The sequence below is a fragment of the Paenibacillus sp. 7541 genome (genome assembly GCF_002276395.1).
Lineage (GTDB): Bacteria > Bacillota > Bacilli > Paenibacillales > Paenibacillaceae > Paenibacillus_AQ > Paenibacillus_AQ campinasensis.
On sequence record NZ_NQLZ01000047.1, the window covers coordinates 1 to 12,048 of the forward strand.

At 51.9% G+C, this 12,048-nt stretch carries 10 protein-coding genes and 1 tRNA gene; 2 read left to right on the forward strand and 9 right to left on the reverse strand.

Annotation, left to right across the window (positions count from 1 at the left end; all coding sequences use genetic code 11):
* Nucleotides 1–159: 159 nt before the first annotated feature.
* From eno to CHH75_RS22850, 6 genes are all read right to left on the reverse strand, one after another.
* Entirely contained in the window at nucleotides 160–1,449 is a 1,290-nt protein-coding gene (gene eno / locus CHH75_RS22825; RefSeq protein WP_095267858.1) for a phosphopyruvate hydratase, read from the reverse strand.
* A 74-nt stretch (nucleotides 1,450–1,523) separates the two neighbouring features.
* Nucleotides 1,524–3,068 carry a 2,3-bisphosphoglycerate-independent phosphoglycerate mutase gene (gpmI, locus tag CHH75_RS22830; RefSeq protein WP_095399235.1) on the reverse strand — a complete coding sequence of 515 codons (1,545 nt, stop codon included), beginning with the start codon at nucleotides 3,066–3,068 and terminating at the stop codon, nucleotides 1,524–1,526.
* 1 nt (nucleotide 3,069) lies between these two features.
* Nucleotides 3,070–3,822 (reverse strand): triose-phosphate isomerase, encoded by a 753-nt coding sequence (gene tpiA, locus CHH75_RS22835; RefSeq protein ID WP_095399236.1) that lies wholly within the window; start codon nucleotides 3,820–3,822, stop codon nucleotides 3,070–3,072.
* Between the two features lie 72 nt (nucleotides 3,823–3,894).
* Nucleotides 3,895–5,076 (reverse strand): phosphoglycerate kinase, encoded by a 1,182-nt coding sequence (locus CHH75_RS22840; protein ID WP_095267855.1) that lies wholly within the window; start codon nucleotides 5,074–5,076, stop codon nucleotides 3,895–3,897.
* A gap of 192 nt (nucleotides 5,077–5,268) precedes the next feature.
* Nucleotides 5,269–6,273, reverse strand: coding sequence for a type I glyceraldehyde-3-phosphate dehydrogenase (gene gap / locus CHH75_RS22845; RefSeq protein WP_095399237.1), 1,005 nt, complete (start codon nucleotides 6,271–6,273; stop codon nucleotides 5,269–5,271).
* 201 nt (nucleotides 6,274–6,474) lie between these two features.
* Nucleotides 6,475–7,512: a sugar-binding transcriptional regulator gene (locus CHH75_RS22850; protein ID WP_095267853.1), complete on the reverse strand. Its 1,038-nt coding sequence runs from the start codon at nucleotides 7,510–7,512 to the stop codon at nucleotides 6,475–6,477.
* 260 nt (nucleotides 7,513–7,772) lie between these two features.
* On the opposite strand from CHH75_RS22850, the gene CHH75_RS22855 reads away from it, so the two are divergent.
* Both CHH75_RS22855 and clpP read left to right on the forward strand, forming a co-directional pair.
* Nucleotides 7,773–7,847: transfer RNA gene (locus CHH75_RS22855), tRNA-Arg, on the forward strand.
* A gap of 157 nt (nucleotides 7,848–8,004) precedes the next feature.
* Complete coding sequence (clpP, locus tag CHH75_RS22860) at nucleotides 8,005–8,601, forward strand: ATP-dependent Clp endopeptidase proteolytic subunit ClpP (protein WP_095267852.1); 597 nt, start codon at nucleotides 8,005–8,007, stop codon at nucleotides 8,599–8,601.
* Between the two features lie 112 nt (nucleotides 8,602–8,713).
* Here the strand turns inward: clpP and CHH75_RS22865 are convergent, their stop codons facing one another.
* The 3 genes from CHH75_RS22865 to CHH75_RS22875 form a co-directional block, all read right to left on the reverse strand.
* A complete protein-coding gene (locus CHH75_RS22865) occupies nucleotides 8,714–9,787 on the reverse strand; it encodes a PdaC/SigV domain-containing protein (RefSeq protein ID WP_095399238.1) in 1,074 nt (357 codons plus the stop codon).
* Between the two features lie 326 nt (nucleotides 9,788–10,113).
* On the reverse strand, nucleotides 10,114–11,166 hold the full coding sequence (locus tag CHH75_RS22870) for an ABC transporter substrate-binding protein (protein ID WP_095267850.1): 1,053 nt from the start codon (nucleotides 11,164–11,166) through the stop codon (nucleotides 10,114–10,116).
* A 79-nt stretch (nucleotides 11,167–11,245) separates the two neighbouring features.
* On the reverse strand, nucleotides 11,246–12,007 hold the full coding sequence (locus CHH75_RS22875) for an ABC transporter permease (RefSeq protein ID WP_155618373.1): 762 nt from the start codon (nucleotides 12,005–12,007) through the stop codon (nucleotides 11,246–11,248).
* Nucleotides 12,008–12,048 lie beyond the last annotated feature (41 nt).

Here is a 12,048-nt window from a genome sequence, read left to right on the forward strand (position 1 = left end):
TTCGTTCCATGTTTCCCAATTTTAACAGCGACCGGAGGCGATTCGCGCACCTTCCCACAAGCACGATCTATTGTGCAGCCTCGCCCCCCTGCAACCCCAATAAGCGCAAAAAAAAGCCCGGCCCCCGCAACAGCAGGAGCCAGGCTTTTATAGCCCTTATTATTGTTGCTTCAGGTTGTAGAACGACTTCAAGCCGTCGTACTGAGCGAGTTCGCCCAGGTTGTCTTCGATGCGAAGCAACTGGTTGTATTTCGCAACGCGGTCCGTACGGGAAGGTGCACCCGTTTTGATCTGGCCAGCGTTTGTAGCAACCGCGATGTCAGCGATCGTGCTGTCTTCGGACTCACCGGAACGGTGGGAGATCACAGCGGTGTAACCAGCGCGTTTTGCCATTTCGATCGCGTCGAATGTTTCAGTCAGCGTACCGATTTGGTTAACTTTGATCAGGATGGAGTTACCGATCCCTTCCTTGATGCCTCTTTCCAGACGCTCAGTGTTCGTAACGAACAGGTCGTCACCCACGAGCTGAATTTTGTCACCCAATTTCTCAGTGAGCAATTTCCAACCTTCCCAGTCGTCCTCGGAGCAGCCGTCTTCGATGGTGATGATTGGATATTTCTCTACCCAAGAAGCAAGCAGGTCTACGAACTCAGCAGGTGTGAAGGATTTGCCTTCGCCTTCAAGCACATATTTGCCATCCTTGAAGAATTCCGTGGAAGCCACGTCCATACCCAGCAATACGTCCTTGCCTGGCGTGTAGCCAGCTTTTTCAATCGCTTCAATGATCGAGGACAGCGCGTCTTCGTTGGAAGTGAAGTTCGGAGCGAAGCCGCCTTCGTCACCAACAGCAGTGTTCAGTCCTTTGCCTTTCAGAACCGATTTCAGGTTGTGGAAGATTTCAGCACCCATACGAAGCGCTTCTTTGAAGCTGGAAGCACCTACAGGCAGTACCATGAACTCTTGCACGTCAACGTTGTTGTCAGCATGAGCGCCGCCGTTCACGATGTTCATCATTGGTACTGGAAGCTGTTTTGCGTTGAATCCGCCAAGGTAAGTGTACAGCGGCATAGCAAGCGCTTCGGCAGCTGCACGAGCGACAGCCATCGATACAGCCAGAATCGCGTTTGCACCCAGTTTGCCTTTGTTCGGGGTTCCGTCCAGAGCGATCATCAGCTTGTCAATGCTTACTTGATCAAGCGCGTCCATTCCGATCACTTCAGGAGCGATAACCTCGTTAACATTCTTTACTGCTTGCAGAACACCTTTTCCGAGGTAACGGGATTTGTCGCCGTCGCGAAGCTCAACTGCTTCGTGAACACCAGTCGAAGCACCGGAAGGAACGATGGCACGGCCAATTGCGCCGGATTCCAGGTATACTTCAACCTCTACAGTCGGGTTACCGCGGGAGTCAAGGACTTCGCGTGCATATACGTCAGAAATAATGGTCATGGGTATAGTCTCCTTTTGTTAATATGGTATTTGAAACTGGCATTGCTGCCAGGCTGTTTCAGGTGTTTTATTTCTTATTTGCGTGCTGCAATCATCGAAGTGCCCGTCATTTCGTCCGGCTTCGGCAGCTGCATCAGATCCAGAATCGTTGGAGCGATGTCAGCCAGAATGCCGCCTTCACGCAAGGTCACATTCTCATCGGTGACGATGAACGGAACCGGATTGGTTGTATGTGCCGTATGCGGACGGCCATTCTCGTCGAATACCATGTCGGCGTTGCCGTGGTCGGCCGTGATGATAGCAACCCCGCCTTTGGCCAGAACGGCTTCAACGACTTTGCCTACGCACTCATCCGTGGCTTCCACCGCTTTGATGGTTGGCTCCAGCATGCCGGAGTGACCAACCATATCCGGGTTCGCGAAGTTCAGAATGATGGCATCATGCTTATCCGCCTCGATTTCCTTCACACAAGCTTCAGCCACCTCGTATGCACTCATCTCCGGCTGAAGATCGTAAGTCGCCACCTTAGGCGAGTTGATCAAGACACGCGTTTCGCCAGGAAGCTCCACGTCGCGCCCGCCGCTGAAGAAGAAGGTAACATGCGGGTATTTCTCGGTCTCGGCAATGCGAAGCTGCTTTTTGTTATGCTGTACAAGCACTTCGCCCAGCGTGTTGTCGAGGTTCTTCGGCTTGTAGGCCACGAAGCCTTCGACCGTCTCGCTGAACAGCGTAAGGCACACAAAATGCAGGTTCTCAGGGAACTTCGGTCCCCGCTCGAAACCGCGGAAATCCTTGTTCGTGAACACTTGGGACAGCTGAATCGCACGGTCAGGACGGAAGTTCAGGAACACAACCGAATCTCCGCTCTCCACGAGGCTGACCGGGTTCCCCTGCTCATCCACGATCACCGTCGGTTCAACAAATTCATCATAGATCGACTTCTCATAGGAGTCTTCAATGGCCTTGAGCGGGTCCGTATATTTCGGGCCGTCACCGTATACCATCGCACGGTAAGCCTTCTCTACACGGTCCCAGCGCTTGTCGCGGTCCATTGCGTAGTAACGGCCAGATACCGTAGCAATCTTGCCGATGCCAATCTCTTCGATCTTGGCGATCAGGTCCTTGACGAATTGACGCCCGCTGTCCGGAGCGACGTCGCGTCCGTCCATGAAGCCATGAATATACACCTCGTCCAGGCCTTCTTGCTTCGCGAGATCCAGCATGGCAAACATATGCTCGATATGGCTATGTACGCCACCATCGGATACAAGCCCGTACAGGTGAAGCTTCTTGTTGTTCTTCTTGGCATTCTGAATGGCCTCAACCAGGGTTTCGTTCTTGAAGAACTCCCCTTCACGAATCGACTTGCTGATCCGGGTCAAGTCCTGATATACAATCCGTCCTGCACCAATGTTCAAGTGGCCGACCTCGGAGTTGCCCATCTGCCCTTCCGGCAGGCCTACAGCTTCTCCGCAAGCGGTCAGTGTGGTGTTCGGATATTGTTTCAGATAACGGTCATAATTCGGCTTATTCGCCTTAGCGACCGCATTTCCTGCCTCCGTATTGCGCAGCCCGAATCCGTCCATGATGATCAGGGCTACCGGTCTTGGTGCTGACATCTTACTTCGCCCCCTCAACGAGTTGAATGTAAGAAGCTGGCTGCAGGCTGGCACCGCCGACGAGAGCGCCGTCAATGTCGCTTTGCCCCAGATACTCCGTTACATTCTCAGGCTTCACGCTGCCGCCGTACTGAATGCGAACCGCAGCTGCAACGTCTTCCCCGTACAATCCTTTCACGAGATCGCGAATATATGCAATCACCTCGTTGGCATCTTGCGCCGTGGAGGATTTGCCTGTGCCAATCGCCCAGATCGGCTCATAGGCAATGACGACATGAACCGCTTGGTCTGCAGGAACACCTGCGAATGCAGCTTCGGTCTGCACTTTGCATACGTCCTTCGTCTTCCCTGCTTCACGCTCTTCGAGCTTCTCGCCAACGCATACAATCGGAAGCAGTCCGTGACGGAATGCCGCATGCACCTTCTTGTTGACGATCTCGTCGGTTTCCGCAAAGTACTGACGACGCTCGGAATGCCCGATAATGACGTAGTCCACGCCCAGATCCTTCAGCATGGAACCGCTGATTTCTCCGGTAAATGCACCGCTGTCTTCATAATGAAGATTCTGAGCCCCGATCTTGATGCTTGTTCCTTTCGCAGCTTCGACCAGAGCCGGAAGCGTTGTGAACGGCGCGCAGATGACGCTCTCAACGCCTTCTACTTCCGCCTTGCCCTTAACTTCCTCGAAGAAGGACGTTGCTTCCGGAACCGTTTTGAACATTTTCCAGTTGCCAGCTATGATTGGTGTTCTCACTAGGTTCACTCCTTAAATATTCCCCGCCATCCCGCGGGGAACTGCTATCTTGCGTCTTTACCCATTCGTGTCTTACTTGTCGTTCAGAGCCACAACGCCAGGAAGCGCCTTGCCTTCCATGAATTCAAGGGATGCGCCGCCACCCGTCGAGATGTGGTCCATCTTGTCAGCTACACCGAACTTTTCAGCTGCTGCAGCCGAGTCTCCGCCGCCGATCACCGTGTAAGCAGACGTTTCCGCACAAGCTTGCGCTACAGCGCGAGTACCGTGGCTGAACGGTTCGATTTCGAACACGCCCATCGGCCCGTTCCATACGACCAGCTTGGAGTTTTTAATCACTTCTGCATACTTCTCGCGTGTCTTCGGACCGATATCAATGCCTTCCCAATCTGCTGGGATGCTGTCGATCGTGACCACCTTGGTGTTTGCATCTGCACTGAAATCGTCAGTTACTACGATGTCTTCCGGCAGGTAGAAGTTTTTGCCCAGCTCTTTAGCTTTCTCAATGAAGCCAAGCGCCGTATCCAGCTTCTCTGCATCCAGCAGGGATTTGCCGATTTCATGGCCTTGCGCCTTGAAGAACGTATAGGCAAGTCCACCGCCGATGATGACATTGTCAGCCAGTGTAAGCAGGTTGTTGATGACATCGATTTTGTCCTTAACTTTGGAACCGCCGATGATCGCTGTGAACGGACGATCCGGGTTCGACAACGCTTTGCCCAGAACAGACAGCTCCTTCTCCATCAGAAGACCGGATACAGCCGGCAGATGATGGGCAATGCCTTCTGTCGAAGCATGCGCACGGTGAGCTGCACCAAATGCGTCATTGACGAACAGATCAGCAAGCTCTGCGAATTGCTTCGCCAGCTCCGGATCGTTCTTCTCTTCGCCTGGATAGAAGCGCACGTTCTCAAGCACGAGCACATCGCCGTTTTGCAGCTTCTCCACTTGAGCCTTAACCGCTTCGCCTACAGCTTCATCCGCCTTCGCAACCGGTTTGCCAAGCAGTTCGGACAGGCGCTCGCTTGCCGGATTCAGGCGCAGCGATTCAACAACCTCGCCTTTCGGGCGACCCATGTGGCTGGCGAGAATGACCTTCGCGCCTCGCTCAATCAGGTAATTGATGGTTGGCAGTGTCTCGCGGATACGAGTATCATCTGTTATTTTACCATCCTCAAGCGGTACATTGAAATCGACCCGGACAAAGACGCGTTTGCCGTTTACTTCTACATCACGTACACTTTTCTTGTTCATCTCCACGTTCCTCCTAGAAACTATTCTCCCCAGCCGACAGCAGGTGCTCTTCATCTCTTTATGTCGTCCAAAGCCCGGCGTGTTGTCTATGTGTTTAAGTGCATGGCTTATGGCTTAAAAACAGGAAAAACCATGAACCAAAGAGGAGCACCTTTAAGCGGAACTCCTCTTCGATTGAATGGTTTAAATCAATTACAGACCTTTGCTTGCGATGTAAGCAGCGAGGTCAACAACGCGGTTGGAGTAGCCCCACTCGTTGTCATACCAGGAAACGACTTTAACCATGTTGTCGCCAACTACCATAGTAGAGAGCGCATCAATCGTGGAAGAAGCCGGATCGCTGTTGTAGTCGCTGGATACAAGCGGCTCGTCGGAGTAGTTCAGGATGCCTTTCAGCGAGCCGTCAGCTGCAGCTTTCAGCGCATCGTTAACTTCTTCTTTGGTTACGTTCTTGGACAGCTCAACAACGAGGTCTGTAACAGAAACGTTCTTCGTAGGTACGCGCATAGCCATACCGTTCAGTTTGCCTTTCAGTTGTGGCAGGACAAGGCTAACTGCTTTTGCCGCACCAGTTGTGGAAGGAATGATGTTCTCAGCAGCAGCACGAGCACGACGAAGGTCCTTGTGCGGCAGATCGAGTACTTGCTGGTCATTCGTGTAAGAGTGAACCGTAGTCATCATGCCTTTCACGATGCCGAACTTCTCATCAAGAACTTTGGCGAAAGGAGCCAAGCAGTTCGTTGTACAAGAAGCGTTGGAGATAATGGTGTGGTTAGCTGGATCGTATTTGTCTTCGTTAACGCCCATAACGATTGTGATGTCTTCGTCAGTAGCTGGAGCGGAGATGATAACTTTCTTCGCGCCGCCTTTCAAGTGAGCGGAAGCTTTTTCTTTAGCAGTGAAGATACCTGTGGATTCAACCACGATTTCAACACCGTATTCAGCCCAAGGAAGAGCTTCTGGATTACGCTCAGCGAATACTTTCACTTCACGGCCGTTTACAATAAGCGCGCCTTCTTTAGCTTCAACTGTTGCATCCAGTCTTCCGTGAGTTGTGTCATATTTCAAAAGGTGTGCCAGTGTGCTCACGTCAGTCAAATCGTTGATTGCCACGATTTCAACTTCACTGTTGTTCAGCGCAGCGCGGAACACGTTACGTCCAATACGTCCAAAACCGTTAATACCTACTTTAACCATTAGCAGTTCCCTCCATATTTGCTTTATTTGTATATATTCAAGACCGCCAAAAGGTCAGTCATGACAACAATAGCTTGAATGTGCGGCCAATGCCTGCGAAAAAGGGACAATTCCATATGATCGCAGCACTTCGGGCTCCATTCAGGCATGCAGCACTTAGGCGCTCCACCCCGTTCAATCCTGGTCCATGGTCCTTTAATGCTAGAGCGTCTCTATTTCCTTCATAACTTCCAGCGCAGCCGCTTCGTCCGTGACCAGAATGTCTTCATGGCCGAATTTCAGCACAGCGTGGATCGCTTTGCCCTTGCTTCTTCCTCCTGCGATGCCAATAACGATCTCGGTGCGCATAATATCTTCAAGCCGAAGACCGAGCGTAAGCATCTTGTGTACGACCTCACCTGATTCGCTGAAATAGTATCCGAAGGATTCCGCAATGGCACCGTCTTTCTGCAGACTGTCAATCGAGCCGTCATCCAGCTTGCGCCTGCGGGCCATCTCCATGGCGTCGCCGATGCCGTGAATGATAATGCGTGATTGACGGATGACATGCACAATCTCCTGAATATGCTGATCATGCACAAGAGACTGATAGGCATCCTCGCCCAGCAAATCCGGTACATGCAGCAGCCGGTATTCCGCGCCAACCCGTTTGGCCATCTTGGAAGCGATCGTATTCGCCTGAATCTCCACACTCTCTCCAAGGCCGCCCCGAGCCGGTACAAACCAGCTTCCCTTCAAAGGGCCGCCGGCAAGCGCGGTCATCTGCTCTGCCACTTCGGCAAGCGTTGATCCGCCTGTGACGGCAATCGTGTCTCCGCTATGAACATAGCTGAGGAGCGTTCTTGCTCCGACACGGCCAAGCTCACGCTTCACATCCGGGGAGGATTCACTGTCGCCAGGAATGACAACAACCTTGCGCAAGCCATAAGCCTTGCGAATCTTCTCCTCCAGGCGGGCCAGACCGAACAGCTCCTTCATCATCGGCTCCAGCTGTTCCAGCAAACAGATGCCGGCATCGCTGATCCGCATTCCGACCGTCTCGATCTCAATCAGACCTTGTGCCTTCAGAAGATCGGTCTCCGCTCTGAGCACACGCTCGGTCATCTCGAGTGATCCGGCGAGCGTCCTCCGTCCGACAACTCCAGACAACCTGATCTGATGAAGGATCGTATACCTTCGTTTAAGAGTGTCCATGAGATCTGGCAGAAGCTGCTCTTGTATTTCTAATAGGTCACGCATGCATTCCACTCCTGCAAACTTCGTCTCGACGCTCTTTATGTTGGACGTAAAATGTCCCGGGTAAGCAATTTAAGTCCCACCCTTATTCTACTCAATTATTATGCAGGTTGCAAGGGGTCCGAAAGTATATTTCTCAGCCTCAGGCATTCTTATACATTATGGCCAAATGATGCTTGGGTCTAGACAAAAACAATCTTTTGAACGACTTCTTGTCTTTTGTTCAAACTTGTTGTATAATCAATTTCGTTGCTAATTTTTATGCGCCCGTGGTCCAATGGATATGACGTAGGCCTCCGGAGCCTGAGATCGAGGTTCGATTCCTCGCGGGCGCGCCATATCATCATTACTGTTTACCCGCATAGTGCCTGAGATGGCTCTTTTTTTTACCCGATAGTTTGACTTTCTTTGACTTTTTGATTTGAATTGTTTATCATGTGGGTAATACGGTAACAGTATTTTAAAGAGGACTGTACTTAAGAGGAGGTTTTCCACGTGAGTTTTATACCTATGGTCGTTGAACAAAGCAACCGCGGCGAGCGGGCGTACGACATCTATTCCAGATTGCTGAAAGACCGCATTATCTTCCTCGGCTCCGATGTAAATGACGTGGTCGCCAATTCCATCATTGCCCAAATGCTGTTCCTGGCAGCAGAGGACCCTGAAAAGGATATTCATCTTTACATCAACAGCCCGGGCGGTTCGATTACCGCCGGCATGGCCATTTACGATACGATGCAATTCATCAAGCCGGATGTTTCGACCATCTGTGTCGGCATGGCGGCTTCGATGGGCGCGTTCCTGCTGAATGCAGGTGCCAAGGGCAAGCGCTTCGCGCTGCCTAACAGCGAAATCATGATTCACCAGCCGCTTGGCGGCGCACAAGGCCAGGCAACGGATATCGAAATCCGCGCCCGCCGCATTCTGAAGATGCGCGACAAGCTGAACCGCATCCTCGCAGAGCGTACCGGTCAGCCGCTTGAGCGCATCGAGAAAGACACCGATCGCGACTACTTCATGACTGCTGAAGAAGCCAAGGAATACGGCATCGTCGATCAGGTTCTGGAGAAAACTCCGGCGCAAGGACTGTAAACTCAGCCGGAAACCTTATTTGCATAAAAAAACGGGCAGGCGCCGAATCGGTGCCTGCCCGTTTTTTCCATAACTCTTGTACTCGACGAGTCTGCTTACATAACTGCAGCCCTTACTTCCACTCCTTCAGCTTCAGCTCAAACTCCGGAAAACCGTAAGCATACGCCGTGTACTCATACAGCTGGAAGAAGAGCACCGCTGCGCCGTCCTTCAGGTAGAAATCGGCATCGTCCGATACGCCTTCAAACCCGCCGAGATAGCCCTCATTGGCTTTGAATTTCTTCAATACATAATCATTCAGCTTCTTCTTGCCGTCACCCTTCAGGTTAATGACGTCCCCGAGGCTTTGCAGCGATCCGTCCTCCAGCGAGAACGTATAACCCTGGCGGTAAGTCATCCCATGCGCCCCGCCCGTATACGTGTATTCACTCGTCAAGATGCTGAGCAGCCCCTCTGCGTTGTAGGTCACTACAAAATCGCCCTGGAACTCATACTCCATCCCCGGCTCAGGCGATGGCGCTTCCGCAACCTGCTCCTTCGCCGCCTCGATGAACCGCTCGGCATGCTGCTTTAGCGTCTCGTTGATCGCAGACTGCGCTTTATCGTTGCCAAGACCGCTGATCTGGGCATAGCGCACTTGAATGTTGGCTTTATCCGTGGACTCCTTCAATGTTTTGGCAGAAATTGTGATCGCATTTTGCTTTTTCGGCACCATCGAAAGCGTCTTCTGCGCCGCATTCCACTGTCCTTGAACGCCCATATAATCACTGAGCACTTTATACGGGATATACAAACGCCCATCGATGATCTGGCCTCCAGGCTCCCCTATGTAAAGCCCGTTAACCGATAGGCCGATGTCTTTCGAGGCATACACCACCGCTTTCAGACGGTTGTATCCATCGCCCAGCGTATAAGCACGCGCTTTAGCATCATACTTAATCGGCAAACCGAGCGCGTCTCTGACGGCGGTAGCTGGCACATATGTAACACCGTTGGACAGGATTCCTTTTTGCGGCAGCACTTTGCCATTCCATTTCAGAACAACTTCCTTGCTGGACTTCTTCTGGCTGGCCGCGGCCGCCTGTGCCGATCCGTTCGCCTCAATCACCTGCCCGGTCCATCCGAGGCTTCCGATCAGAACACCAGCTGCAATGAACGATGCACATATACGGAGATTACGCTTCATTTCGAAATTCCACCTTTGTCGTTTTTGTTATGGGGTCAATTGAATAAGTTGCTGTTATTGTTCACTTCCTTTCCCATTATAATCCTTCATGCTTGGTCTATAGGTAACAATACGAATGACAATTTTGATTCCGGGGCCGAGGGCCTATCCCCGCTCATGCCTTCCCGGCCAAACTCCCTAACCTCGGGATACAGCGGCGAGCTCAGGTTCGAGAAAATGACTTCTCCAGACATAGGTCCGAGGATGTGACGGCATACAAAGAAAAGGCCTGTCGATTCGACAGACCTTTTCCCGCTTTCTATATTTAACAAACGATAACAGCTTTGTTACCGGCCGCTCTTCAGTTCGCTCCACAGACGGTCGTACAGCTGCAGCGCCTCGCCCACATTATCGAGCCATTCGGTCCGCGCCAGCTCTTCGTCTGTCAGATTGATCATCGTATTGTTGCGATAATCTTCGCTGTGGAATTCCATCGCTTTGGTATTCGGATTGCTGTATCCGATATACTCAAAGTTCTTGGCGCTCACTTCAGGCTCCAGCATGAAGTTGATGAACTTCTCGGCCAGTTCCTTGTTCTTCGCACCTTTCGGAATCGCATAGTTATCGGAGAAAATCGTCGCTCCCTCTTCAGGCACAACATAGGCCACATCCGGATTCTCAGCCGCGATAAACGCCGCATCCCCCGACCATACGCTCGCAATCCAGCCCTCTTCCTGCATCATCTTCTGTTTGATGCTGTCCGTGTCGAAGGCAAGCACATTCGGAAGAAGCGTCTTCAGCTCCTCCACCGCTGCGGTAATCTCCGCCTCGTCGGTCGTGCTGTTCGATTTCCCGAGCTTCTTGAGCGCCAAGCCGATCACCTCGCGATTATCGTCAAGCAGCAGCACCTTGCCCTTATATTCGGGATTCCACAGATCTTCCCAGCTGTTAATCTCATCCTGAATATACTTCGTGTTATATGCAATGCCCGTCACACCGGTGGTGTACACAATCGAATATTGGTTGCCCGGATCGTAGGACGGGTCCTTGAACGTGTCAGAAATGTTCTCGAAATTCGGGATATTGTTCATATCCAGCGGCTCCAGCAGGTCTGACTCAATCATCGTTTTGACCATGTAATCCGAAGGCTGAATCAGATCATATCCGCTTCCGCCCGCATTGATCTTGGCCAGCAGATCCTCATTGTTGGCATAGTTGTCATAAGTGACCTTCACATCAAACTTTTCCTCGAAATCCTTCAGCACCTCGGGATCAAAGTTATCCGCCCAGCTGTAAATATGCAGCGTTTCCTTCTCTGAGCCACAGCCTGCCAAAAGGCCTACCGACAATACCCCAACCAAGCCTGCCGCCAGCAGACGGGTCCATCCTCTTCTTTTCAATTCCTTATCTCCTCTCTTCCTCGTTCCGTTTTTTGGGATCTTTTGAGATCATCCCTCTATCCGAAAAAGCAAATTTGCTTTAAATCGGCAATGTCTTGTGTTTCTTGTCATTGTTGCCCCGGTTAAGAATGTATTGGGACAGCAGAATCAGGGTAATGCTCACCAGGATCAGCAGTGTACACAGGGCGTTAATCTCCGGCGATATCCCCCGCTTAACCTGGGCGTATATATAGATTGGCAGCGTCGTTGAACTCGGCCCCGCCACAAAAAAGCTCACCATAAAATCATCCAGCGACAGCGTAAAAGCAATCAGTGCACCGGATATAATCCCCGGGGCAATCTGCGGCAGCGTCACATGCCGGAACGTCTGCCACGGCGTGGCGCCAAGATCCTGCGCAGCCTCCTCCAGCTGCTTGCCCATGCCTGACAGCCTTGCTGTCACAACTACATAGACGTAGGACAAGCTGAATGTAATATGCGCAATCATCACCGTCGTCTTGCCTAGCGGCATGTTCAGTTGGCTGAACATCACCAGCAGCGACAGCCCCATAATGATGTCCGGGATGATAACCGGGAGATACAGAAGCCCGTTCATGCCGCTGCGTTTCTTGCCGCGCAAATCTCGCAGCGCCAGCGCCGCCGCTGTGCCGAGCATGGTCGACACCACTGTGGATGTAATCGCGATCGTCAGGCTGTTCATCAGCGCTTCCCTGACATGGCGATTCTGGAACAAGGATGTGTACCAGTCCAGTGTGAAGCCTTCCCAGTTGCCGCTAAGTCTCGCGCTGTTAAAAGAATAAATGATAATGATCAGAATCGGCATATAGATGAAGGCCAGCATCAGGTACGAATGGATCCCCAGCAGGGGATGGCTGCGCTTCT

Bases quoted from the DNA above. Each gene is read 5' to 3' on its own strand.
- eno (WP_095267858.1), bottom strand. From the start codon at position 1,449: ATGACCATTATTTCTGACGTATATGCACGCGAAGTCCTTGACTCCCGC.
- gpmI (WP_095399235.1), bottom strand. From the start codon at position 3,068: ATGTCAGCACCAAGACCGGTAGCCCTGATCATCATGGACGGATTCGGG.
- CHH75_RS22840 (WP_095267855.1), bottom strand. From the start codon at position 5,076: ATGAACAAGAAAAGTGTACGTGATGTAGAAGTAAACGGCAAACGCGTC.
- gap (WP_095399237.1), bottom strand. From the start codon at position 6,273: ATGGTTAAAGTAGGTATTAACGGTTTTGGACGTATTGGACGTAACGTG.
- CHH75_RS22850 (WP_095267853.1), bottom strand. From the start codon at position 7,512: ATGCGTGACCTATTAGAAATACAAGAGCAGCTTCTGCCAGATCTCATG.
- CHH75_RS22865 (WP_095399238.1), bottom strand. From the start codon at position 9,787: ATGAAGCGTAATCTCCGTATATGTGCATCGTTCATTGCAGCTGGTGTT.
- CHH75_RS22875 (WP_155618373.1), bottom strand. From the start codon at position 12,007: ATGCTGGCCTTCATCTATATGCCGATTCTGATCATTATCATTTATTCT.